This is a genomic window from Varunaivibrio sulfuroxidans, assembly GCF_029318635.1.
Classification (GTDB): Bacteria; Pseudomonadota; Alphaproteobacteria; order Rhodospirillales; family Magnetovibrionaceae; genus Varunaivibrio; species Varunaivibrio sulfuroxidans.
The window spans coordinates 1,789,696-1,813,653 of record NZ_CP119676.1 but is presented as its reverse complement, the minus strand read 5'-3'; the positions used below and the strand labels follow the sequence as shown (position 1 = coordinate 1,813,653).

Below are 23,958 nucleotides of genomic sequence, written 5' to 3'. Positions count from 1 at the left end.
GCGCCATGGCGAGCCCCTTGGCGCGTCTCAAGCGGCGTTCGGAATTTCTTCGGGTCGCCAAGACGCACCAGAAGTGGGTGGCCAGTGGGCTCGTTCTTCAAGTCAGGCGATACGGACGCAGCGAACGCGCCGCCACCGGCGGCGCGGTGTTGCGTGTTGGCTTTACCGTGAGCAAAAAAGTCGGCAACGCCGTCGAACGCAATCGCGTGCGTCGGCGTCTTCGGGTGGCGGCGCAGACGGTGATCGGCGTCCATGGCGCGCCGGGGCGTGATTTTGTCGTTATCGGACGCAAAAATGCGCTAAAAAGGTCCTTCGCGGCCTTGCTAAAAGATATGGAGACGGCGCTTAAAAAACTCGACGCTTGGTGCGAAAATCAGGATGCGAGCAGCTCAAGGCCCGACATTCGAGACGCTGAAAATAAAAATTCCAACGAACCGTCCCAAAAAATTCATGTAAAGGGCGAGGGGCACGGCGGAAAGGAACGCGACGCGGTATGACCATAGGACGGATGTTTGCGCGTGGTTTGATCAGGGGCTATCAGCTTTTGATTTCCCCCGTGTTGCCCGGCAGTTGCCGTTACTATCCGACGTGCTCGTCCTATTCTCTGGAGGCGATCGGTCGGTTTGGGCTGGCAAAGGGAGGGTGGTTGACGTTAAAACGTATCGTGCGCTGCCATCCTTGGGGGGGAGAGGGGTATGACCCCGTGCCCGACGCCCCCTGTCGGCATGGGCACGAAGCCGACGGCGCGCACCCACATACGCCGCCGGTACGACGCGGCCCCGGTCCCTCTTGATCCGGTTCTTTTTGATCCGGTCTTCTTTGTAACGCAACCTTCCAGGCGAAACGGTCTAAATACCCATGGAAAATCGCAACGTCATCTTGGCGATCGTTCTCTCTCTCGGCATTCTGCTCGGGTACGATTATTTCTTCGTTCAGCCCAAGCGGGCGATAGAGGCCCAACGTCAAGCGGCGAATACCGCGCAACAGACCACGCCTCCTTCATCGCCGTCTTCCTCGTCGCCCGCGGCGATTCCCCGTCCCGGCGATGCTCACCTTCCCGGCGCCCAGCCCGAAGCCCCGGGAACGCAAACCAGCGCATCGTTGGCCGAGGTGCTGAGCAAAAGCCCGCGGATCACCATCAGTTCGCCGCGGTTGCACGGGTCGATCGCCCTGCGCGGCGCGCGTCTGGACGATCTGACGTTGGCCGATTATCACCAAGGCCTCAGCCCCAAGACGCCGGAAATCATGTTGCTGTCGCCGCGCGGGCGTAAGGGCGCCTATTTCGCCGAATTCGGGTGGACCGGAAACGGCGTCAAAGTGCCGACCTCCGATACCCTGTGGACCGCCGATCGCACCACCTTGACGCCGCAAACACCGGTCACGCTGACCTGGAACAACGGGCAGGGATTGACCTTTTCGCGGACCATCGCGCTGGACGAGAACTATATGTTCACGATCAGCCAGAAGGTCCAAAACACCTCAAACGCACCCGTCACGCTCAATTCCTATGGCCTGATTTCGCGTTGGGGCACGCCCAAGACCACCGGTTACTTTATCCTTCACGAAGGCCCCCTGGGAGTCTTCGACGGCACCTTGAAGGAGGTCAAATACAAGGATCTCAAAAAAGACCCGAAGATGGAGCAGACCACGACCGGCGGCTGGATCGGTTTTACGGATAAATATTGGCTCGCCGCCCTAGTGCCCGACCAAAAAGAAAAGGTCGATACCCGTTTCGTGCATCGCCTGGACGGCGGCATCGATAAATATCAGACCGACTATCTGGGCGCGCCGATGACGGTGGCGCCCGGCGCGTCGATTTCTACCCAAGACCGGATTTTCGCCGGCGCCAAGGAAGTTAAGCTGCTCGACGCCTATAAGGAGAAACTCGGGATCGCCCGTTTCGATCTGGCGATCGACTTCGGTTGGTTCTATTTCCTCACCAAACCGATTTTCTATACGCTGATCTGGTTCAACGAGCATCTGGGCAACTTCGGCCTTGCCATTTTGTCGCTGACGGTCTTGATCAAGTTGGCGCTGTTCCCGCTCGCCAACAAGTCCTATCGGGCGATGAGCAAGATGAAAAAGCTGCAGCCGGAAATGAAAAAGCTGCAGGAACGCTTTAAAGAAGATAAAAGTCGCCTCAATCAGGAAATGATGGCGCTGTACAAGCGAGAAAAAGCCAATCCCGCCGCGGGGTGTCTGCCGATGGTGGTTCAGATTCCGGTCTTCTTCGCCCTGTACAAGGTGCTGTTCGTCACCATCGAAATGCGCCACGCGCCCTTTTATGGTTGGATTCACGACCTTTCGGCGCCCGATCCGACCTCGGTCTTCAACCTGTTTGGGCTGATCCCGTGGAGCCCGCCGGCTTTCTTGTTGATCGGTGCTTGGCCGTTGATCATGGGGATTACCATGTGGCTTCAGCAGCGCCTCAATCCGCAGCCGGCCGATCCCATTCAGGCGAAAATGTTCATGTTTTTGCCGGTCGTGTTTACGTTTATGTTGGCTCATTTCCCGGCCGGACTGGTGATCTATTGGTCGTGGAACAACTCGCTGTCGATCTTGCAACAATGGGTCATCATGCGCCGCGCCGGAGTGAAACCGTAAGCGCGACGCCGAGCCACGCCCGGCGTCCAGAGGAAGATCGAGGGAGCCTATGATCCGGAAGGCCGAAATATGAGCGCGGATACGCTCGGCGGAAAAGCTTCCGCGCCCGTCGTCGCGCCGGCGGCGACGGCGGAAGTCGGAGAGGCCCACGCGTTCGAAGCCGGGGAGGTCGAGGAAGGTCGTTTGCTGTTCGCTCGGGAGTGCGTCTTCGTTCTCGGCATGGCGTCATTGCATCAGATTCCCGACCCCGATCTTCCCGAAATCGCTTTCGCGGGGCGCTCGAATGTCGGCAAGTCGAGCCTGATCAACGCCCTTACCGGACGTAAGGGACTGGCGCGAACGTCCAATACGCCGGGACGCACGCAGCAGATCAATTTTTTCAATTTGGACCGACGTCTGATGATCGCCGATCTGCCGGGTTACGGCTACGCCAGGGCGCCCAAGGATCAGGTCGAAAAATGGACCCGCCTGGTAAACGCCTACCTGAAGGGCCGTCAGCCGCTGGTGCGCACCTTTTTGTTGATTGACGCCCGCCACGGTGTCAAGGACGTCGATCTGAAGATTCTCGATATGCTGGATCGGGCGGCGCAAGTTTATCAGGTGGTTTTGACCAAGTGCGATAAAATCAAGGCGACGGCATTGCGCCAGTTGGTCGCCCGCACCGAACAGGATCTCGCCAAGCGCCCGGCGCTTTTTCCCAGGATCGTCGCGACCAGTTCCGAAAAAGGGATCGGTATCGCCGGGCTTCGCGCCGAGATCGCAGCGTTGGCGCCCTCCCGCAGGGCGTGATGTTTTTTGTGGCCATCGCCGGGGATCGCTCCGATGGGTCTGAAAAAGAGAGGAAGCTATAGGGGACATGGGCAAGCGTATTCACGACACCAGTAAAACGCATGAGCAATGGCTCGAACAAGCCGCCACGTTATCCGAGGCGCTGCCCTATATGCGCCGTTACGCGGGGGAGACGTTCGTCATTAAGTATGGCGGTCACGCCATGGGTGACGCTCACCTGGCCCAGTTGTTCGCCCGCGACATCGTGCTGTTGCGCCAAATCGGCTCCAATCCCGTGGTGGTGCACGGCGGAGGGCCGCAAATCGGCGCGATGCTCGAACGTCTGAAGATCCAAAGCGAGTTTATCGACGGCCTGCGCGTTACCGACCAGGAAACGGTCGATGTCGTGGAAATGGTGTTGTCCGGGTCGATCAACAAACAGATTGTTTCTTCGATCAATGCGGCGGGCGGCTTCGCCGTCGGGTTGTCGGGCAAGGACGGCAACCTGATTCGGGCGGAAAAACTACGCCGTACCTTGCGTGATCCCGACAGCAATATCGAACGTATTCTCGACCTCGGGTTGGTTGGCGAGCCCACCGAGGTGACGCCGCATGTCCTCAATTTCTTCAACGCCTCGGACATTACGCCGGTAATCGCTCCGATCGGTATCGGCGCCGAGGGGGAAACCCTGAACATCAACGCCGACACCGCCGCCGGCGCGGTCGCCGGCGCGCTGGGCGCGCGCCGGCTGATCATGCTTACCGATATCGTTGGCGTGTTGGATCGCGATGGCGTTTTGATCAAGGACATGAGCGCCGCCCAGGCGCGCGAAATGATCGCCGACGGCACCATTCACGGCGGCATGATCCCCAAGGTCGAAACCTGCCTGAAGGCCATCGCGAGCGGCGTCGATGGCGCGGTGATCATCGATGGGCGGGTGCCCCATGCGGTGTTGCTCGAATTGTTTACCGAGCACGGTGCGGGGACCATGATCGAAGCGGACTGACGTCCTGGGGATCGAAGCGGACTGACGTCCTGGGGATCGAAGCGGGTGGGCGTTTTGTCGGGACCCGGTCAGGGGGCGAGATCTTGGAAGAATTCCAGCTGCCAAGTCATCTCGTCTTCGGTAAAGGGATACTCGGCGCTGTGCATGCCCAAAACGTCGGACGGTGGAATTTTGGCCACCCGCTGTTGGAGCATGACGGCTGTTTTCATGGGAAATCCGGCTTTCCAACTGAGTGCGATCACGCCTTTGACCGAGGATGTCGAGAGCGCTTTTTGCACCGTTTTCAGGGCGATGTCCGCGCGCACCGCCAAGATCGCTTCGACGAAGGCGTGATCGCCGCTCTGGATGGCGTCAACCATGGCCTGATTGGTTAAGCCGCCGTTTTGGTGCAAGTCACGCGCGCGTTGTAGGGGATCGACCTTGGCGGGGGCATCTTGGGAGGGCGTGCTTTCGGCCATCCGGCGGTGAAACTCGTCACGTACCGCAAGTGCGGTTTCAGGATCGAGGTCGGCGCGGGTTTTCAGGGTTTCCAACAGACTGTCGGCGACGAATTCGGCGAGGCGCATCGCCGCGCGCAGGGATAATTTAGGCCGTTGGACCAGGGGGCGATGCCATTGTTCGATTTCTTCGGCGCGATCCAAAATGCTATCGAGGGTCTGTTCGCGGATTTGCGCGCTGGGGTTGGCGAGGAGATCGCGAATCGCGCCGACGTCGTCGCTTTCGGCGATAGCGTCGGATACGGCTTCGCTGATCAACCGCCGTTTTGACACCGCGTTGAGCGCGCCCTGAACCGGATCGCTGGCGATGATTTCGAGGAGATCGGCGTCGGATAGAACCGGAGAATATTCGAGAATTGGCCCGGAAACGACAATTTCAACATCGCGCGCCAAGCGAAGGATCACTTCGGAAGGGGCGTTGGCGACATCTTTTAGGGTTTCGGCGAGAATTTGGCGTACCCGCACCGCCTGATCGCGCGCCAAGATTTCCAGGACTTCGAAGGTGACGTGGCGAACTTTATCGAGATCGTCATTGCTGAGGCCGGGGACCAAGGAAGAAATTTTATTCGCCAGTTGCGAACGGACATCCTCGTTGTCGTCACGGGTCAGCAAAAGATCGGCCTGACGCGGCGCGGCGGCGTTTTCGGCGATGGCGCGACGTACGGCGGGTTCGGGATCTTCCGCCAGATAATATAGAATTTCCGGCTTGATGTCGCCGCGCGCTGCGAGCTTGCGGCGAATTTCCACGTCTTTGTGGCGGGCCAGACCCTTCGCCTCGTCATAATCCAGCGGCTTGCGTCGTCTCAGTTTTGCCAAAAATCCCTTGATCACGGTCTATTCCTCGTCAACGGGGGGCGGTGCGCCTCCTCCGTCATAAGGCGGCGCGAGCAAAAAACGCCCCTTATCTTGATGCTTCACTTGGTACATGGCTCTGTCCGCCCGGGCGAGCAGGCCGGAAAGGTTTTCCCCCGACTGCGGACGATAAACGGCGATACCGACGGAAATACCCAGCGGACGCTCGGGAACCCCTGAAAATTCACGCAGAGCTTGTGCTTTTTCGATGAGTTGTCGGGCGCGGTCTTGCGCCGTGGTTTCGTCCATGCCGTCCAGCCAGAGAGCGAATTCATCACCGCCCAGGCGGGCGATCATATCGCCCGGACGGGAAAATTCGCGCAGTATCGTGCACAAGGCCAAAATCGCCTCGTCGCCTTTATGGTGGCCATGTTCGTCGTTGACCAGTTTAAAATTATCCATATCGACATAAAATAGGGCGGCGCACAGGTTGTCTTGTTTCAGGCGCGCGGCGCGGCGGGGAAGTTCTTCATCGTAAAAGGCCCGACGGTTCAACAAGCCGGTCAGGCTGTCGGTCCGCGAGAGGGTAACGATGCGTTCATGATGAATGACTTGTTCGATGGCGATTCCGACATGGCCGGCGATTTCTCCGGCGAGAAGAATATCGTCGGGAACCCATTGTTCCCGCTTGAACAGGCACAAGACGCCGTTGATGGCGTGGCGGTATTGGCAAGGCGCTTCAAGGATGCGCCATTCACCCCGGCGGCTTTCGCGCACGGCGAGGTCTTCGGGGGTGAACGTGGGGTTTTCGGCGCTCTGCTCGGGAAGGCCGTCGTCGCCGTATGTTGCGGCGATTTGATAGGGATCCTGCTGGGTTTGTTCCGGCGGCGGCCCTTCTTGATCCTCGTCGTCGGGGCGGCTGACGCGAAGAATGCGACAGCCCTGCGCCCCCAGGGCGCGGGCGGTGGCGGTGGCGGCGGCGGCAAGCATGGCGTTGGGGTTGACTTCGTCGCGAATCGACCTAACGATATATCCCAAGACCTGTTCGCGATGGGTCGCCCGCGCCAGAGCCGCGGTGCGGGCGCGTTCGATGCTGACGTCGCGTCCGATGCCGCGCACGCCCTTGAGGCGGCCGTCTTCGGACAGGATCGGTAGCGCCGAGACGAGCACGCAAGCGGCCTCTCCATCGGCGCTTCGCATCCAGACCTCGACCTCGGTTTCTGGGGTTTTGGAGATAAAGGGAAGGGGGGCGTATTCTTGTGGGCTGATGACGAAGGTTTCCGGCTTTTCGCCGACGATATCGTGAGGTGGATAGCCCAGCGCTCCGGTCGGCGAAACGAAGGAGAACAGCTCCTGTTCATCGACCTCCCAGGAAAAATCGCTCGAAACCTCGACCAGGTCTTTATAGCGTTGGCGTGATTCGACGAGGGCGCTGCGAAGATTGTGGTCCAGCGACTGATCGTGCAGCAAAATTAGGACGAGGTCGTTCAGTATCGAGGGAACGACAATCGCATCGAAGGTATGGTGCGCCCCCGCGGTGGGCAGGCTGAGCGTCAGCGTGGAGACACGGCCCAAGGCCCGGGCGCGTTGGGCGAGGCCCCGTAATTCGGCGCCGTCGGGACCGTCGAACAAAAAACTAAGCTTGCGCGCCTTGGCGTTGGTGAAAACCACCCCACCGGTTTCATCAAGCAGCGCCGCCGCCTCGCCATAGGTGTCGATCAGGGTCCGCGCCGCATCGTGCGATGGGGGTGGGCGTGTGTCGGTGGCGGGCGTATCATGCGTTATCTCTTCGCGCGTCATCTCTGTTTTCTATCTCTTTTCGCTACGGAAACGCCAGCGATTTAAGCTCAATCACATGGGGACGGCATGGTTTTACATTGTGCAGGGAGATTGCAATTGTAAGCCAAAACGTCCACAAAGGACATATGAACGAACGCGCGCCAATCAACCACTTAAATAACGCCGCCGCCCAGGCGGCGTCGCCAATGACGGGGCGTCAATTGGCGGGCGCGGCGACGTGGGTGTTCGATTTGGACAATACGCTTTACGACGCCACCACCGGTTTGTTCAGTCAGATCGACGCGCGTATGAAGGCCTTTATCGCGCGCCTCCTCGATCTGAGCGAGGAGGCGGCTTTTCGGGTGCAAAAAACCTATTTTCGCGAATACGGCGCGACCCTTCGCGGACTGATCAAACACCATCAAGTCGATCCCCGGACTTTTTTGGATTTTGTGCACGATATCGATCTGTCCCCGATCGCCCCCGATCCGGCCTTGGATGCGGCCCTCGCCCGCACCGGGGGGCGCAAGATCATCTTTACCAACGCCGATCGTCTTCATGCCGAGCGGGTGTTGGCGCGCCTCGGCATCGCGCGCCACTTCGATGGTATCTTCGACATCGAGGCGGCCGAATATGTGCCCAAGCCCGACGCCGGCATTTATCGCGACATGATCGCCCGCCACGGCGTGTCCGCCGCTTCCGCCGTGATGGTTGAAGACATGGCGCGCAACCTGCTTCCGGCTCACGACCTGGGAATGACCACGTTATGGGTTGAGACCACGAACGTATGGGGCCGCGAGGGGGCGGCGGGCGCGCATGTTCACCACCGCACCGCTGCGTTGAGCGATTGGTTGAACGCCCTATAAAACGCCTCGCAAGAGCGTGTCGCGCCCCCCTTTGGGTTGACACGACAGGTCCGCTCAAGCATCTTCTGGGGCGGTTTTCGCGGCCTTTCCCCAGAACGGGAAAGGCGTCCCTCTTTTACGGGAAGAAGGGATGATTTACGGGAAGGGTGGATGAGGCGAAGGCGGACGGTTTAATTGTCATAGCCACCGATTTCATTGTGCAGCAATTTTAAGGAACGCCATGAGCCACGCAGACTTGAGCCACGCAGACTTGGAAAAAATTATCGACGCCGCATGGGCCGATCGTGACGCGATCGCTTTGGATACCCAGGGCGAAGTCCGCGATGCCGTGAACGCGTCGATTTCCCTGCTCGACGGTGGCGAGGCGCGGGTCGCCGAGCGGGTCAGTCGAGGTAATTGGAAGGTCAACCAATGGCTGAAAAAAGCGGTCTTGTTGTCGTTTCGTCTTAACGACATGGCGCCGATTTCGGGCGGTCCCGGCGGGGCCGACTGGTTCGACAAGGTGGACAGCAAGTTCAAGGGCTGGGATGAGGCGCGGTTCCGCACCGCCGGACTGCGCGCCGTCCCCAATTGCGTCGTGCGCAAGGGGGCCTATATCGCCCCCGGCGTCGTGTTGATGCCGTCTTTTGTGAATTTGGGCGCGTACGTTGAGAGCGGGGCGATGATCGACGGTTGGGCCACGGTCGGTTCGTGTGCGCAAATCGGCAAGAACGTCCATCTTTCCGGTGGTGCGGGGATCGGCGGCGTACTGGAACCGTTGCAGGCCAACCCGACGATTATCGAGGACAATTGTTTCATCGGCGCGCGCGCCGAGGTCGCCGAAGGGGTAATTGTCGAGGAAGGCTCGGTTTTGGGGATGGGCGTGTATATCAGCGCATCGACCAAGATCGTCGATCGCGCCAGTGGTGAAATTCATTATGGCCGGGTTCCCGCCTATTCCGTGGTCGTCGCCGGTTCGATGCCGTCGGGTAAGACCATGGCCAACGGCGCGCCGTCGCCCAGTTTGTACTGTGCCGTGATCGTCAAGCGGGTCGATGAGAAAACCCGCGCTAAAACGTCGATTAACGAATTGCTGCGCGACTAGGCGCGCGGCGGCAAACCGGGCGGGTTCCGGCGTCGCATTCATCAGGGAGAGCGTCATGGGCGGGGCCATCGACCCGGTTGAACTCAGCGCGCAGCTGATCCGCTGTCCCAGCGTCACGCCCGAGGACGCCGGCGCGCAGGCGGTCTTGGCTTCGGCGTTGGCGCCCTTGGGGTTCGCCTGTACGACAATGGTTTTCGAGGCCGAGGACACGGCGCCGATCACCAATCTGTACGCCCGGCTGGGATCGCGGGGGCGCAACTTTTGTTTTGCCGGGCACACCGATGTCGTTCCCGTCGGCGACGCCGCGCTATGGACGTCCCCGCCGTTCGAGCCCGCCGTGCGCGATGGTCGCCTGTTCGGGCGCGGCGCGGCCGACATGAAATGCGCGATCGCTTGTTTTGCCGCCGCCGTTTCGAAATTTACCGCCGAGCGGGGGCAAGATTTCGGCGGATCGATTTCATTTTTGATCACCGGCGACGAAGAAGGCCCGGCGATTAACGGTACGCAAAAGATGCTGCGCCGCCTTGCCGATGACGGAGAGAAAATCGACGCCTGTATCGTCGGCGAGCCGACCAGCGTCGATCGTCTGGGCGACACGATCAAGATCGGGCGGCGCGGCAGCCTGAACGCCCGCCTCGCCGTGCGTGGGGTGCAGGGGCATGTCGCCTACCCGCATCTGGCCGATAACCCGATCCCGCGGTTATTGAAAACCCTGAGCGCCCTGAACGCCGCCACCCTCGACGGCGGGACCGCGCATTTCCAGCCGTCGAACTTGGAAATCACCGCCCTCGACACCAACGCCGGGGCCGGCAATGTCATCCCCGCCGAGGCGCGGGCCGCGTTCAATATCCGTTTCAATGACACGCATACGGGGCATGATCTGCGCCGATGGATCGAGGGCGTCTGCCGGGAGCACGCCGGGGACCATGCGCTTGAGATCGCCGTTTCCGGAGAGGCGTTTCTCACCCCACCGGGTCCCTTGAGCGCCATCATGGTGCGCGCCGTGGAAGGCGTTTGCGCGCTGACGCCCGAACTGTCCACCTCGGGCGGCACCTCGGACGCCCGCTTCATTAAGGATTGTTGTCCGGTCTGCGAATTGGGCCTTCAAAATGAGACGGCGCACAAGGTGGATGAAAATGTCCGCGTCGGCGATGTCGAACGGTTGAGCGCCGTCTACCTGGAAATATTAAGGCGCTATTTCCCCTGACTCGGGGCCGAGCGCGGATAGGAAAACGCGGCGATGATCACCTTGCGCGAAAGCGTTCTTTCCCTTTACGGCGCGGGTCGTTTGGCGCGCTTCGATGCGTCGGGGTTGCGCTATTTCAGCCCCGGCGTCGATGGGGCGAAGCGGTCCTTCTACGCCGCCGCCGTCGTTGCGCCGCTTTACGTGCTTTATGTTTATGTCCAGATTCAAAGCGGATTGATCAAAACGCCGTTGGTGCGCCTGATTCCATTGGAGAGTGTCGCCTACGCCGTCTCCTGGGTCGCCTATCCGTTGGCGATTTTAAGCTTCACCCGGGCGCTTGGCCGTGATCGTCATGTGGTGCGCTATATCACCGCCTATAATTGGTCGAACGTGCTTCTCAATGCCTTGTATTTGGGGATCGGCATGATGATGATGCGTGCGGGCGGCCCGGCGGCGGGCGGTGGCGCGTTCGCGCTTCTGGCGACGGTGTACATGACGGTTTTTTTATGGTTTATCGCCAAAAGCGCCCTTGGCGTATCGGGCCTCGTCGCCGCCGGCGCGGTCCTGATCGACTTCACGCTTGGGCTATTGGTTCAAATTGCCAGCGCCTACATGCTGTGAGCGTTTCTCCGCCTGAAAGGCGTCATCTCGGGGGTTCGCCGAGGACGCACAACTCGGCTTCCCCGTGGCAGTGGGTACAGCGCGAGGGCGTCGTTTTTTTTTCGGCGAGCAAGGCGCGAAAGCGCGCGCCGTTATGGTGGCGGGTGAAACGGGGGGTCGCGGTGATGCGTAGCGGCGCGGTATCGGCGGGAATGTGCTTCATCAGGCGTCGTCCCCAATGGGTGCCGCCGCCATCGGCGGATTTTGAAATTAAATAAGCACGTATATGGCGCCGAGCCGTTTCGTTGATCACGAGGCGCACGCCGAAGTGATCGTCGAGGTGATCTATCAGCGTGGACCACGAGCGTGCGGGCAGGTTAATCGGCGCATAGGCCATGTGACAATCTCCGCAAAAACGTCTTGTAAGATCGTCGATTACGGCGTTGCCCAGGTCTTTTCTCTCGGCCAACGCCGTGGGCGGGCCGATCGCCACCAGGATGTAAGCGGCAAGACTGCTTAGAAGAACGAATACGGCGTGGGCGATCATCGGTTTTCCCGTCGGCGTTGTCGTTGCGGGCCGCCACCTCCGCACGGTGTGGGAGAGCGGGGGGTGTCCGCCTACATCGCGGGAGCGCCCATATGCATGAATGCGGCCATCGCCCCTAGGCCCAGCGTCATCAACAGGAACGGCGACGTCGCGGTGGCGATCACCGCCAAAACGATCGCGCTGACGCCCCAAAAAACCTGACCGACGAAGAGCGCGATCACGCCACAAATCAGGGCCAGGGGAACAAAAATCACCGACCACGTGAAGACGCCCAGGACACCGAAGGCGACGGCGAACCAGCCCAATACGGGAGATTTGTCGGTATCTTGGCGCGGCCCATCGCCGTTGGGCGCGCGTCCGGCGCGCCCGTGTTGCGATGTTTCGCCGCGAGGCGGCGTGTCGGGACCCTCCGGGTCCAATGAGAGATCAATTTTACGCATGGGTACGAGTATAGAATTAATAACGCACTTCGACCAGATATAACCCCGCCGCCGGCGCCGTGGGGCCGCCGGCGGCGCGGTCGCACGCCGCCAAGGCGGCGGTGATGTCCTGAGCCGTCCACTTGCCCTCGCCGACCAGTTTCAGCGTGCCGACGAGGTTGCGGACCTGGTGATGGAGAAACGAGCGCGCTTGCACGGAGACCACGATCTCCTCGCCCCGGCGCGCGATGTCCAGCGTATCGAGGGTTTTGACGGGCGATTTCGCTTGGCAGAACTTGGCGCGGAAAGTAGTGAAGTCGTGTTTTCCGGTCAACGTCTGGGCGGCGGCGTGCATGGCGGCGGCGTCCAGCGGCTGGGGCACCCACCAGACCCGGCCCTTGTCCAAGGCGGGCCGGGCGGGGCGGTTTAAAATTCGGTACAGGTAGGTCCGTTCCCGGGCCGAAAAGCGGGCGTGGAAATTTTCATCGACCGCTTCGACATCGCGCAAAACGATGGGAAGATCGCGCAGATGGGCATTTACCGCGCCGTGGACCTTGTGCGCCGGGAAATACCGTTCTAGATCGAAATGAGCGACCTGGCCCAAGGCGTGGACGCCGGCGTCGGTACGTCCGGCGCCGAAAAGGGTGACGGTTTCCCCCGAAAAGGCGTGGATGGCGTCCTCGATCGCCTGTTGGACGCTGGGGCCGTTGATCTGACGTTGCCAGCCGACGAAGGGGCCGCCGTCGTATTCGATGGTGATGCGATACCTGTGCATGGGGCCTTTGTACTCAAGTGGAGGCCTCTTCGCGATACTTTTGTTTCCACCGCCGGCGCGCCATTGTCCAGGCGCGCGACGCCGTTTTGTTTGATCTTTGTTCCGTCGCCCCCTAGACTCGTCGAGGGGGAGCGGCCTTGAGACCTTGTTTTATTGCTTTAACGCCCCTCACGTGATGGGGAGGACGAAGCCAAAGCGATGAGCACTCACAAAGATGCGGTTGAAATCAGCGACCACGATCGCGACGCGCTTCACGTTTTGCCGCTGGCGATCGTTCCTTTCGATTCTCCCGTGGTGCGCCGCGCCCGGATGATCAAGAACGCCCGCCTGGAAACCGTCGTTGAAATTTTCTCCAACGTGCATACCGGAAGCGGACAGATCAGGGTCGAGGATCTCAGTCGGGAGCTTCAGGATTTGGGCAGCGCTTCGCATCGGGATATCGGTATTTTACACCGCTTGGCGCGGTTGCCCAGCTACGATGTCTACAGTTTGCGCGTCGCCCTGCGCGACCAGGACATCCCGGTCAACAATTTTGACGACTTGCGTCTGTCGGAAACCAAGAACCTCGAACTGGCGAGCTATATGAAGGCGTTCACGTTGCCGTTGATTGTCGAAATCTACGGCAGCGACGACATGTCGATCCAACGCTTCGAGGACATCATTAAATTGTTCAAGGACCCGGATATCCGCCGCGCCAAGGAAAAATTGCAAATGGTCGCCGTCAAGCTCGGCATACCGTTGTCCGAGGTGCCTCATTTTCTTGAGGATTACGGCGATATTTTCCTCTCGCTTTCCTACTATAAGAATTGCCTCGATCGAATCTTGCCGACGACCGCCAACTTTCTTTCGTCATTGAAGGACATTCGTAAAAACTGGCAACTCAGAAACGATCAGAACCTAATGACCACCTGTGACGTCTTGGAAAGCACGATCATCAGCTTGACCGCCAACATCAAGCGCCTTTTCGATGATTTCGATAAAAACAGCCGCCACATGTGGGATAACATCAGCGCCGAAAAATTTCACGAGGTCGAGGATATGATTTCGGGCTATCACACCACGATCGGTGCGATTTTGTGTGCGCTTAGCGTCAAGATGGATGCTTGGCACGCCCTGTTTCCCAGCAAATCCGTCGGCGGTCCGGTCAAGCGATCGGAATTTATCCTCAGCGAGATGAAGCAGGGCATCGAGAGTATTCGCAAGTTGCGCAAGGACGCCACCCAGGCTCATCCCCATGCGGACCGTCAGTGGGCGTCGCGGGTTTAGGGACGAAGTCTGACCCTAGTGGTTCGCGGGAGCGAAACGTCGGGCCGATCCACTAGAGAAACCGCGCGCCCGGCGCGATCGGATTGCCGCGCAGGAAGTCGGCCGCGGCGAGGGCGGACTTGCCCGCGCGCTGGACCGCGATCAGGCGCAAAACGCCGTCGCCGCAGCGCACGGCGAGCGCGTCGTCAATGACCTCGCCGGGAACGCCGGAAATATGGGTTTTCGCCTCGCCGGTTTTGGCGTCCTCCGCCTTGGCGGCGAGGATGCGGATTCTCTCTCCCTCGAATGTGCACCAGGCCCGGGGGTAAAGGCCACGCACTTGGCGCGCGATCCGGCTCGCCGAGACGTTCCAGTCGATGCGCATTTCCTCGCGCGTGATCTTCGCCGCATAACAGGCCCCGGCGTCGGGTTGCGGTCGGCCTTTGAGTGCGCCCGTGTCGCGGCCCTCAAGGGCGGGCGCGATCATACGCGCGCCGATCGCGCTAAGCCGGTCGTGAAGCTCGGCCACGGTGGTGTCGGGGCCAATCGGCGTTTCTTCCATGCATAGAATATCGCCGGTGTCCAGGCCTTCATCCATCTGCATGATGGTGACCCCGGTGCGCGTATCCCCGGCCATGATCGCCCGCTGCAGGGGCGCCGCGCCGCGCCAGCGCGGCAACAGCGAGGCGTGAACGTTGATGCAGCCTAATCGCGGCGCTTCCAAGACGGCTTTCGGCAGAATCAGCCCATAGGCGGCGACGATACCGGCGTCCAGGCGCAGGTCGGCGAACGCGTGCTGTTCATCGGGATTTTTCAGCGACACCGGCGTGCGCACGGGAATGCCCCGCGCCTGGGCGCGGGCGTGCACCGGCGTGGGCTGTTCCTTATGCCCGCGCCCCGCGCGTCGGGGAGGCTGGGCATAGACGCAGACGACATCATGCCCGGCGTCGATCAGCGCGTCTAAAATGGGGACGGAAAAGTCGGGCGTCCCCATGAACGCCAGGCGCAGGGGTTTAACCATTAGGCCGGGGCTTCCGTCATTTTTTTGCTTTTGACCAGTTTACGTAAAATCATGTTGCGTTTCAGCGACGAGATATGATCGACGAACAAAACACCGTCCAGGTGGTCGATCTCATGCTGAATGCATACCGACAAAATACCCTCGGCGGTCAGTTCGCGAATTTCGTTTTCGCGATCCACGTAGCGCACCGTCACGACGCTGGGACGCAGAACGTCGGAGTAATGTTCGGGCAGCGATAGGCAGCCCTCTTCATGAAGGGTCGCGTCGTCGGATTCCCATATGATTTCCGGATTGGCCATGCAAATCGGGGCGGGCGGCTCGTCCGAGCGCGACACATCGACGACGACGACCCGCCGCTTATCGCCGACCTGAGGCGCGGCCAATCCGATGCCGTTGGCGGCGTACATGGTTTGCAGCATATCGTCCATCAAGGCGGCGACGGCGTTGGTCACCTTGGGGACGGCCTTGCACGACACCTTAAGGCGGGGGTCGGGCGCGACGATAATGGGCATGATCGCCATGAAGAATGTTCCGTTTATCTCGCATCGCGCGCGCGTCGGCGCATTGGCGCGTTGATTGTCCATGTATCGGGTTCAGGGCACCACTTAAGGCGCACGCGGTCCGTCGTCAAGGGTCGGCTTTTCCTCTTTCCCGCCACAACGGCGCTTCCATCACCGAAAAGTGACGCCCCATGACACCCCACATGCGCTAGTGTACACTCTATCGTATTGGCGCGATCGGTTGTAGCGATACCTCTGAACCTTGTATTGAGCGGCGGAGAACCGATGAGAGCGAAACTACATTACTTGGCGATCATGACGATCATGCCGATATACGGCATTCAGGTTTGCCCCTTTATCGAGAGCCTGAGCGCGATCGAGGTTTTCGTCACCTTCGACGTCATTTTAGTTTTGATCTATTTCGCGCGCGGTCCGTTGAGGGCGCGTCTGGTCGATCGCGCGCCCCTTGCGGCGCAAACCCTGCGGGTGTTCACGCTCGAACTGGTTCTGTTCGCATCCGCCGCCCTGATTTTGATGTTCTACAATACGGAGGTCCATCATTTCCCCTTGGTCAGCGGCATGAAGGTGTTGGTCGGCGTCACCGCGATGGGGTTTTTCGCCAGCGCCGATTTGGCCCTGGAACGCGAGCGCGAGGTCGCCCACAGAGTCGAGCGAGAACGCCTGAGCCTACCGCTGTCGGGAAATTTTTTCCCGCTGTCCTCGAAGTTGGCGCTTTTCGCCGCCGGTTGCGTGGCGCTGTTGGTCGGGGTGTTTATGTTGCTGGTGAACAAGGATCTCGATTGGCTGGTCGAGGTCGGCAGCGCGATCCCCCTGGCGGAGGGGCGGCTCTCCATTTTGAAGGAGTTCGGCTTCGTTCTCCTGGTGGCGATGCCTGAAACGCTGAACATCATCTGGTCGTTTTCGCGCAACTTGAACATGTTTTTGATGCGTGAAAACGGTGTTCTGGCGTGCGTCACTTCGGGCCATTACGACATGGCGGTGCCGGTCAGCAGCAACGACGAGTTCGGCGTCATGGCCCAGCATACCAACGAAATGGTGCGCCGCATCCGCGAGCGCACCGAGGAACTGCAACGCACCCGCGACGTCACCATTATGACCCTGGCGTCCCTGGCCGAGACGCGCGACAATGAAACCGGGGCGCATATTTTGCGCACCCAGCGCTATGTCCGGGCGTTGGCGATTTATCTTCGCGACCATCCGCGCCGGGCCGACGTCATGGACGATGAAACCATCGACCTTTTGTATAAGTCCGCGCCCCTGCACGACATCGGCAAGGTCGGCATCCCCGACGCCATATTGCTCAAGCCCGGCAAATTGACGGAGGAAGAGTTTACCGTCATGAAAGACCACCCCAAGATCGGCGCCGCCGCGCTGAGGGTGGCGGAAGATGAATTGGGCGGCAATTCGTTCCTCAACTACGCCCGTGAAATTTCCCTGTCCCATCACGAAAAATGGGACGGCAGCGGCTATCCCCAGGGCCTGAAGGGCGAGGACATTCCGCTGTCGGGCCGCTTGATGGCGGTGGCCGACGTTTATGACGCCCTGATTTCCAAGCGCGTCTACAAGCCCGCCTTTTCGCACCAAAAGGCGATGGCGATCCTGCGCGAGGGGCGGGCCAGCCACTTCGACCCGGTGCTGATCGACGCCCTGGACGCCGTCGAGATGGCGTTTTGTGAAATCGCGCGCGCCTTCCGCGACGAGGGCCAAATCGACGAAGACCCTGCCTTGGGACATTTGGCGCATTCGTCGCGGTAGTCTCGCCTCGGGGAACGCCCGGCGTCAATTTTGGCCCCCCCGGGTTTCTCGATTTGCCTTTGTTCACGCGGTGGTGCAAGTTGGGATCAGTTGACAACCGTTCGGATGCCCACCGTGATCGACGATACCACCAAGTTGCTGCTTACCGTCGGCCTGATCGCCGTTATCGTCGGGATTACGGCGCTCATCGCCGCCATGGCGCGGGCGCGGGCGAAAAATAATGACGCCATAACCACCCTTGGTCGGATGACCGAGGACCTCGCCCGGCACATGTCCCAGGCCCAGGCCGAACTGGGCGGGCGGTTGCAGCAATTGGCGGAAAATCAGACCGCGTCCCAGGCCCAACTGACACGTACCTTGGATCAACGCCTGGAGGCGGTCACCCACCGCCTCGGCGAGGGGCTGCACCAGCATACCGAGAAAACCGGCGAGGCGATGGGTAAGGTGCACGAACGTTTGGCGGTGATCGACAAAGCCCAGGAGAACTTGACCCAGTTGTCCAAACAAGTGGTCGGCCTACAGGACGTCCTGTCCAACAAGCAGGCGCGCGGCGCTTTCGGCGAGATCCAGTTGGAGGACCTGGTGCGCGACATGCTGCCGCCGTCGGCCTATGGCTTTCAGGTCACCCTGGGCAACGCCAAGCGCGCCGACTGCGTGTTGAAACTGCCCAATCCGCCGGGCTCGATCGTGATCGACGCCAAGTTCCCGCTGGAAAGTTACCGCGCCCTGCGCGCCGCCCGGGAGGAGCCGGCGCGCACCCAGGCGTTGCGCGCCTTCGCCGCCGATGTGATGAACCACATTCGCGCCATCGCCGACAAATACATCGTCCCCGGCGAGACCGCCGAATCGGCGATGATGTTCTTGCCGTCCGAGGCGGTCTACGCCGAACTGCACGCCTCGCTGCCCGACATCGTCGCCAAATCGTTTAGCAAACGGGTGTGGATCGTCTCGCCGACGACCCTGATGGCGACCCTGAACACGGTGCGCGCAGTGCTCAAGGACGCCAACATGCGCGAGCAGGCGGGCGTTATCCAGGGCGAGGTGGTCAAATTGTTGGGCGATATTAAGCGCCTGGACGAACGGGTCGGTAAGTTGCAGCGCCATTTCGGCCAGGCCACCGAGGACATCCGCGAGATCCGGATTTCCACCGACAAGGTGACCCGGCGTTCGGAGAATATCGAGGCGATCGAGCTTGGCGAGGATGGCGCGCCGCCGGCTCTGGCGCCGCTTGGCGTTCGCGAGGTTTCTTCTTCGGATTAAAAATAGTCGGGGTGAAGATGAATAAGCCGGAGAAAAACGACCGAATACCGTTGGCCCCGCCCCGCCAACGCTCGCCGGTGCGCATTTTCATCGCCATGGGGGTGCTTTCTTTCGCCGCGGTCTGGGGATTGTATTACGCCCACCGCGCCACCCCGCTAACGACCCGGGCGGCGGTCCCGCATTTGACCCCCGAGGGGCGGCGCGGGCAGCGGCTCTTCAATGAAAAATGCGCCTCTTGCCATGGTCCGAACGGCACCGGAAGTCGCGCCGGGCCGCCCCTGATCCATCCCATGTACCGTCTCGGCCATCCCGGCGGGGACGGTATTCGCCGGGCGATCGTTCAAGGCGTCGCCCCCCATCATTGGAATTTTGGCGCAATGCCGGCGCAACCGGACCTCGGCGCTCAAAATATCGGCGCGATCATCGCCTTCATTCAGGAAATGCAACGCGCCAATCATCTGTATTAGGCTCGGCCCTGGCGGTTGCGCGCGACCGTTTCCACCCTCTATCGTTCGCGCCATCCATCGTCGTCGATGGCGTGGGGGGAGGCACTTGGTCGTAGTGGGTGGGTCATAGTGGGTGGCGCGCCTTGAGCGCCGCCGACAACGTGCCCTCGTCGAGATAATCCAGTTCGCCGCCGACGGGCACGCCGTGGGCCAGCCCGGAAATACGCACGGCGCACGGGCTCAGGGTTTGGGCGATATAATGCGCCGTGGTCTGGCCATCGACGGTGGCGTTGGTGGCTAGGATGACCTCCTTGGTTTCGGGGTCCCGCGCCCGGCGCACCAATCCGGCGATGTCGAGGTCCTCGGGGCCGACGCCGTCGAGGGCGGAAAGCGTGCCGCCGAGGACGTGATAGGTGCCGGAAAAGCCGGAAATACGCTCCATCGCCCACAGGTCGGCGACATCCTCGACGACGCAAATCACCGAACGGTCGCGCTTGGGGCCGCTGCAGATGATACAGGGGTCATGGGTGTCCAGGTTGTGGCAAATCGAACAGGTCCGAATATTTTGCGCCACCGCGCCCAACGCGCGCGCCAGCGGGGTCATTACCGATTCGCGGCGCTTGATCAGATAAAACGCCGCCCTGCGCGCCGAGCGCGGGCCCAGGCCGGGAATTTTCGCCAGCAACGCCACCAGGGCGTCGATCTCGCTCACACTCATGGTCCGATGTCGCTTGCAGTTAAAGTCAGCGGTTTTTTCTTTATAATGAAAAAGCTTAGAACGGCATCTTAAAGCCCGGCGGCAGCGGTAATCCGCCGGTCACGTCGGCCATCATTTCCTGTTTGTAGGCGTCGATCTTGGTTTTGGCGTCGGTGTAGGCGGCGCGGATCAGGTCTTCCAGGATTTCGCCCTCATCGGGGTTCAGCAGGCTGGGGTCGATCTTCAGCGCTCTCATATCGCCGCGCCCGTTCAGCGTGATGCGCACCATCGCGCCGCCGGAGAGCCCCTCGGTCTGGTGCTCGTCGAGTTTTTCCTGCATTTCGGTCATGCGGGTTTGCAGTTGTTGGGCCTGTTTCATCATCTGGCCAAGGTTTTTCATGGGGGGTCCTTAATTTTTGGTGTCTGTGTCGCGGTGGCGGTGTCCTCGGTGGCGCATCGCGCTTGTGAAATCATGTCCAGTGTATACCATGGACCATCATGCACCATCAAAGCCTGTTCGTCTTCGACATCGAAACCGTCCCCGACACCGACGCCGTGCCCAACCTGACCGGGTTCGCCGAAGCCGACGTCGTCGCGCGCCGCGCCGAGTTGGAGCGCTATCACCTGGAGATCACTCAGGGAAAAAACGCCTTCGCGCGCCAGCCTTTTCACAAGGTGGTGGCGATCAGCTTTCTTCACGCCGAGATCGAACGGGCGGGCGAGCGCGAGGTCTATTACCTCAAGGAGCTGCGTTCCGGCGGCGCCGAGGCGTCGTCGGAAAAGGACCTGATCAAAGGCTTCTTCGGCTTCATCGACCGTCATCGTCCCCGTTTGGTCAGTTTTAACGGCCGCGGGTTCGATATTCCGGTGCTTAAATATCGCGCTATGAAGCACGGCGTGTCGGCCCATACCTTCGCTACTTTGGGCGACAAATGGGCCAGTTACGGCGCGCGCTACGCCACCGATTGGCATTGCGACCTGCTTGAGGTGATGTCCGATTTCGGCGCTTCGGCGCGCATCAGGCTGAACGAGGCCGCCGCCGTGATGGGCTTTCCCGGCAAGATCGGCGTTGACGGGGCGATGGTCGCGCCGATGTACGACGAGGGACGGCTCGGCGAAATTCGCGATTACTGCGAAAGCGACGTTCTCAACACCTATTTGGTCTATCTGCGCCAGCGCCTGTTCACCGGCGCCATCGACGCCGACGGCTACAACCGGGCGGTCGCCGACATTATCGCCCTGATCGAGGCCGAGGGCGAAGCGCGCCCACACCTGGGCGAATTCATGGCCGCCTGGGGCGTGGCGTCCGGCGACCGCTTCTTGCTCGACTAGGGTCGGGACCTCTTCATCTGATGCGTCTGGCAGAGATGAAGAGGGCCCGACCCTAAGCACGCATATCGGAGGAATAACCTCAATAAAACGGTGCGGGAACGCCTTCCGTGGCGATCGCGCGCTCCACGGCGGGTCGCGCCAAGGTGCGCGCCACGCTGGCTCCGAGGTAGGGCAAATCGCGCGGCGGCGCGGCGAGGTTGCGTCCCCAGCGGGTCAACATCAGTAGGTAATAATCGGCCAGAGAAAATTGCGCGCCAAGCAGGTAATCGCGTCTCTCCAGATGGCTATCGACGATGGCGAACATGTCGGTTAGACGTTTTTCCGCCGCCATCTTGACCGCGGGCACGCCGTCGGGGTCGGTGGTGTAGCGGTCGGGATAGGCGTAGGTGAGCACGCCTTCCTGAATGGTGTTGGTGAGGAAGATCAGCCATTGGTACAGGTGGGCGCGCTCGGGCGTGCCCAACGCCGGGGCGAGGTTGGCTTCGGGATGGGCGTCGGCGAGGTGTAGACAGATCGCCGCCGCCTCGAAAATCACCAGATCGCCTCCAGGGGCGTCGTGGTCGATCAGAGTCGGGATCCGCCCGCACGGATTGAGTTTTAGATACGCCGCGCCCTTGTGCTCGTTGGTTTCGCGCGCGAGGCGGCGCAATTGAAATTCGGCGCCGATGTCCTCAAGCATGAAATGCGGGGCCATACTGGCGTTTCCGGGGTAAAAATAAAGCGTATACATCGCGTTATACTCTGTTTTTAAGGCATTGAATGGTCTAAATAATATTTTCGTCGGGATCGGACATGTCCCCGGACACATCCCCGGAGGGAGGGGCGTCAACGGGGATGATTTTGCGCACCGCGCCGACGCTGGCCCCGGGAAAAGCCTCGATCACCGCGCGCACCAGAGGGTGGTTGGCGGCCGCGGCTTTTTCGTGGGCCTGTTTGGCGTCTTGCTGCTGTTTTAGCGTGGGTTGACCGGCTTCGCGCGACACCGTCACCACCCAGCGTCTGCGGGTGGCGTCGTTGAGGAACTTATTCAATTTGTGGGGCAGGTCTTCGTCGGCGTACTCACCGGGATGGAACTCGATCCGGCCCGGTTCGAAGCGTACCAAGTGAACGTTCGAGACAAGGTTGGCGTGCAGGATCATTTCGCTCTTGGTTTCGGTCAATTCGACCACCGCCTGGTAGGTTAGTGGATCGGGGAGGTCCAGTTCGGACATCGACTGAGGGTCGGTGTGCGACCGAGGCGCGCGCGCCACCCCACCGCCGACGGCGTGGCGCGCCCCCGGAGTGCGCGGCGTCGAACCGATGGAGGCGTCCACGGCGCCGGGCGCCGAATCGGAATCGGTGCGCGCGACGGGTGTGGCGGGTGTATCGGGTTTCGAGTCGGAGGCCGGGGCTGCGGGCTGCGGGGCACTGTCGAGACGGCGCAGGACATCGGCGGGGCTGGGCAGATTGGCGCTGTGGGCGAGGCGGACCAGGACCATTTCCAACGCCTGCATCGGCGATGGGGCTTGGCGGCTTTCGCCCAGGCCCTTCAGCAACATTTGCCATGCCCGTGCGAGGGAGGCCATGCTCAGACCCGCGGCTAACGCCTTGCCGCGCGTGCGTTCGGCCTCGGGGACGGAGACGCCCTCGGCGGCTTGCGGCGTGACCTTGATGCGCGTCAACCAGTGGGTAAGATCGAGCATGTCTTCGAGAATCTGAAGCGGGTCGGCGCCCGAGACATACTGCCCGGCGACATCGTTTAGCGCGCCTGCGATATCGCCTTTCATCACCGCCTCGAAAAGATCGAAGGTCGCCGTGCGGTCGGCCAGACCGAGCATGTCGCGAACCTGATCCTCGCCAACCTCGCCGCCGGTGTGCGCGATCGCCTGATCGAGCAGGGACAAGCCGTCGCGCACCGATCCATCGGCGGCGCGGGCGATCAGGTGCAGCGCCTCGGGACTGACGGAGGCGCCCTCGCTGGTGACGATCTTCTGAAAATGCGTGCTTAGGGTTTCGATGTCGATGCGGCGCAGGTCGAAGCGCTGACAGCGCGACAACACGGTGACCGGAACCTTGCGAATTTCGGTGGTGGCGAAAATAAATTTAACGTGTTCGGGGGGCTCTTCCAGGGTTTTCAGAAGGGCGTTGAAGGCGCTTTTCGACAGCATGTGCACTTCATCGATGATGTAGACCTTGTAGCGCGCGACGACCGGGCGGTAGCGCACGCCTTCGATCAATTCGCGGATGTCATCGACACCGGTGCGCGACGCCGCGTCCATCTCCATCACATCGACATGGCGGTCCTCGGCGATGGCGCGGCAATTTTCGCAGACCCCGCATGGCGCGATGGTGGCCCCACCCGCGCCGTCGGGTCCGACGCAGTTCAGGGCGCGGGCGATGATCCGCGCCGTCGTCGTTTTACCGACGCCGCGCACCCCGGTGAGAACGAAGGCATGGGCGAGGCGTCCCGCCGCAATGGCGTTGGACAAGGTGCGCACCATCGCCTGCTGTCCGATCAGGCCGTCAAAATCCGTCGGTCGGTATTTGCGGGCGAGGACGCGATATGCCTCGTTGGTCTTGGGGGCATCCTTGGGGGGGACGTCCGGGGGGGTGTCCTTGAGGGCGTCCGCCTGCGTGTCGGGAGGGTGCGCATCGGCGTCTAGATGTGGGGTGGTGGCGGAATGATCGGTGTTTTGTGGATCGCTCATGACCTGCCCGGAAAGAAAAAACGGTAAGGCGACGACGCCCGGCACCCCGACCCCGACGTATCCGCCCGACC

25 protein-coding genes are annotated in these 23,958 nt (G+C 61.0%); 14 read left to right on the top strand and 11 right to left on the bottom strand.

The annotated features are described in order from the left end of the window. Positions 1–5 precede the first annotated feature (5 nt). The 5 genes from rnpA to argB all read left to right on the top strand — a co-directional run bounded on the left by rnpA (position 6) and on the right by argB (position 4,378). Positions 6–497, top strand: coding sequence for a ribonuclease P protein component (gene rnpA, locus P3M64_RS08575; RefSeq protein ID WP_132937729.1), 492 nt, complete (start codon positions 6–8; stop codon positions 495–497). Further along, positions 494–793 carry a membrane protein insertion efficiency factor YidD gene (yidD, locus tag P3M64_RS08570; protein ID WP_132937730.1) on the top strand — a complete coding sequence of 100 codons (300 nt, stop codon included), beginning with the start codon at positions 494–496 and terminating at the stop codon, positions 791–793. The genes rnpA and yidD overlap by 4 nt, the downstream gene beginning before the upstream one ends. Positions 794–858: 65 nt before the next feature. Continuing rightward, positions 859–2,604, top strand: a complete 1,746-nt coding sequence (gene yidC, locus P3M64_RS08565; protein ID WP_132937731.1) for a membrane protein insertase YidC — start codon at positions 859–861, stop codon at positions 2,602–2,604. Between the two features lie 69 nt (positions 2,605–2,673). Continuing rightward, positions 2,674–3,393: a ribosome biogenesis GTP-binding protein YihA/YsxC gene (gene yihA / locus P3M64_RS08560; protein ID WP_132937732.1), complete on the top strand. Its 720-nt coding sequence runs from the start codon at positions 2,674–2,676 to the stop codon at positions 3,391–3,393. A gap of 67 nt (positions 3,394–3,460) precedes the next feature. Further along, positions 3,461–4,378 carry an acetylglutamate kinase gene (argB, locus tag P3M64_RS08555; RefSeq protein ID WP_132937733.1) on the top strand — a complete coding sequence of 306 codons (918 nt, stop codon included), beginning with the start codon at positions 3,461–3,463 and terminating at the stop codon, positions 4,376–4,378. A gap of 68 nt (positions 4,379–4,446) precedes the next feature. Here the strand turns inward: argB and P3M64_RS08550 are convergent, their stop codons facing one another. After that, positions 4,447–5,706 (bottom strand): DUF2336 domain-containing protein, encoded by a 1,260-nt coding sequence (locus P3M64_RS08550; protein ID WP_243644670.1) that lies wholly within the window; start codon positions 5,704–5,706, stop codon positions 4,447–4,449. A gap of 3 nt (positions 5,707–5,709) precedes the next feature. Next, positions 5,710–7,467, bottom strand: coding sequence for a diguanylate cyclase domain-containing protein (locus P3M64_RS08545; protein ID WP_132937734.1), 1,758 nt, complete (start codon positions 7,465–7,467; stop codon positions 5,710–5,712). Positions 7,468–7,592: 125 nt separating this feature from the next. Between P3M64_RS08545 and P3M64_RS08540 the strand changes: the two genes are divergently transcribed. From P3M64_RS08540 to P3M64_RS08525, 4 genes are all read left to right on the top strand, one after another. After that, positions 7,593–8,312, top strand: a complete 720-nt coding sequence (locus P3M64_RS08540) for a pyrimidine 5'-nucleotidase (RefSeq protein ID WP_243644671.1) — start codon at positions 7,593–7,595, stop codon at positions 8,310–8,312. A 235-nt stretch (positions 8,313–8,547) separates the two neighbouring features. Beyond that, complete coding sequence (dapD, locus tag P3M64_RS08535; RefSeq protein ID WP_207893090.1) at positions 8,548–9,396, top strand: 2,3,4,5-tetrahydropyridine-2,6-dicarboxylate N-succinyltransferase; 849 nt, start codon at positions 8,548–8,550, stop codon at positions 9,394–9,396. Between the two features lie 55 nt (positions 9,397–9,451). Beyond that, positions 9,452–10,603, top strand: coding sequence for a succinyl-diaminopimelate desuccinylase (dapE, locus tag P3M64_RS08530; protein WP_132937736.1), 1,152 nt, complete (start codon positions 9,452–9,454; stop codon positions 10,601–10,603). A 33-nt stretch (positions 10,604–10,636) separates the two neighbouring features. Further along, positions 10,637–11,203, top strand: coding sequence for a hypothetical protein (locus P3M64_RS08525; protein WP_132937737.1), 567 nt, complete (start codon positions 10,637–10,639; stop codon positions 11,201–11,203). A gap of 22 nt (positions 11,204–11,225) precedes the next feature. On the opposite strand, the gene P3M64_RS08520 is transcribed toward P3M64_RS08525, so the two are convergent. The 3 genes from P3M64_RS08520 to truA all read right to left on the bottom strand — a co-directional run bounded on the left by P3M64_RS08520 (position 11,226) and on the right by truA (position 12,923). Next, a complete protein-coding gene (locus P3M64_RS08520; protein WP_132937738.1) occupies positions 11,226–11,729 on the bottom strand; it encodes a cytochrome C in 504 nt (167 codons plus the stop codon). 71 nt (positions 11,730–11,800) lie between these two features. Then, a complete protein-coding gene (locus P3M64_RS08515; protein ID WP_132937739.1) occupies positions 11,801–12,169 on the bottom strand; it encodes a hypothetical protein in 369 nt (122 codons plus the stop codon). Positions 12,170–12,185: 16 nt separating this feature from the next. Then, entirely contained in the window at positions 12,186–12,923 is a 738-nt protein-coding gene (gene truA / locus P3M64_RS08510) for a tRNA pseudouridine(38-40) synthase TruA (RefSeq protein WP_132937740.1), read from the bottom strand. A gap of 198 nt (positions 12,924–13,121) precedes the next feature. On the opposite strand from truA, the gene P3M64_RS08505 reads away from it, so the two are divergent. Beyond that, complete coding sequence (locus tag P3M64_RS08505) at positions 13,122–14,189, top strand: hypothetical protein (protein WP_132937741.1); 1,068 nt, start codon at positions 13,122–13,124, stop codon at positions 14,187–14,189. 52 nt (positions 14,190–14,241) lie between these two features. On the opposite strand, the gene fmt is transcribed toward P3M64_RS08505, so the two are convergent. Together fmt and def are read right to left on the bottom strand one after the other, a co-directional pair. Beyond that, positions 14,242–15,189: a methionyl-tRNA formyltransferase gene (gene fmt / locus P3M64_RS08500; protein ID WP_132937742.1), complete on the bottom strand. Its 948-nt coding sequence runs from the start codon at positions 15,187–15,189 to the stop codon at positions 14,242–14,244. Beyond that, positions 15,189–15,710, bottom strand: a complete 522-nt coding sequence (gene def / locus P3M64_RS08495; RefSeq protein WP_132937743.1) for a peptide deformylase — start codon at positions 15,708–15,710, stop codon at positions 15,189–15,191. The genes fmt and def overlap by 1 nt, the downstream gene beginning before the upstream one ends. A 264-nt stretch (positions 15,711–15,974) precedes the next feature. Here def and P3M64_RS08490 point away from each other — a divergent pair, with 264 nt between their 5' ends. The 3 genes from P3M64_RS08490 to P3M64_RS08480 all read left to right on the top strand — a co-directional run bounded on the left by P3M64_RS08490 (position 15,975) and on the right by P3M64_RS08480 (position 19,192). Further along, positions 15,975–17,465, top strand: coding sequence for an HD domain-containing phosphohydrolase (locus tag P3M64_RS08490; RefSeq protein ID WP_132937744.1), 1,491 nt, complete (start codon positions 15,975–15,977; stop codon positions 17,463–17,465). 105 nt (positions 17,466–17,570) lie between these two features. Beyond that, positions 17,571–18,725 carry a DNA recombination protein RmuC gene (locus P3M64_RS08485; RefSeq protein WP_165886215.1) on the top strand — a complete coding sequence of 385 codons (1,155 nt, stop codon included), beginning with the start codon at positions 17,571–17,573 and terminating at the stop codon, positions 18,723–18,725. 17 nt (positions 18,726–18,742) lie between these two features. Next, positions 18,743–19,192 carry a cytochrome c gene (locus P3M64_RS08480; protein WP_132937745.1) on the top strand — a complete coding sequence of 150 codons (450 nt, stop codon included), beginning with the start codon at positions 18,743–18,745 and terminating at the stop codon, positions 19,190–19,192. Between the two features lie 103 nt (positions 19,193–19,295). On the opposite strand, the gene recR is transcribed toward P3M64_RS08480, so the two are convergent. Together recR and P3M64_RS08470 are read right to left on the bottom strand one after the other, a co-directional pair. After that, the gene (gene recR, locus P3M64_RS08475) at positions 19,296–19,889 is read right to left on the bottom strand and encodes a recombination mediator RecR (protein WP_132937746.1); all 594 of its coding nucleotides are present in this window, start codon (positions 19,887–19,889) and stop codon (positions 19,296–19,298) included. Between the two features lie 55 nt (positions 19,890–19,944). Continuing rightward, positions 19,945–20,268 carry a YbaB/EbfC family nucleoid-associated protein gene (locus tag P3M64_RS08470; protein WP_132937747.1) on the bottom strand — a complete coding sequence of 108 codons (324 nt, stop codon included), beginning with the start codon at positions 20,266–20,268 and terminating at the stop codon, positions 19,945–19,947. 98 nt (positions 20,269–20,366) lie between these two features. On the opposite strand from P3M64_RS08470, the gene P3M64_RS08465 reads away from it, so the two are divergent. Continuing rightward, on the top strand, positions 20,367–21,200 hold the full coding sequence (locus P3M64_RS08465) for a 3'-5' exonuclease (RefSeq protein ID WP_132937748.1): 834 nt from the start codon (positions 20,367–20,369) through the stop codon (positions 21,198–21,200). 79 nt (positions 21,201–21,279) lie between these two features. Here P3M64_RS08465 and P3M64_RS08460 read toward each other — a convergent pair whose 3' ends face one another. Together P3M64_RS08460 and P3M64_RS08455 are read right to left on the bottom strand one after the other, a co-directional pair. After that, positions 21,280–21,930, bottom strand: coding sequence for a glutathione S-transferase family protein (locus P3M64_RS08460; protein WP_132937749.1), 651 nt, complete (start codon positions 21,928–21,930; stop codon positions 21,280–21,282). Between the two features lie 34 nt (positions 21,931–21,964). After that, on the bottom strand, positions 21,965–23,887 hold the full coding sequence (locus P3M64_RS08455) for a DNA polymerase III subunit gamma/tau (RefSeq protein ID WP_132937750.1): 1,923 nt from the start codon (positions 23,885–23,887) through the stop codon (positions 21,965–21,967). Between the last annotated feature and the right edge of the window lie 71 nt (positions 23,888–23,958).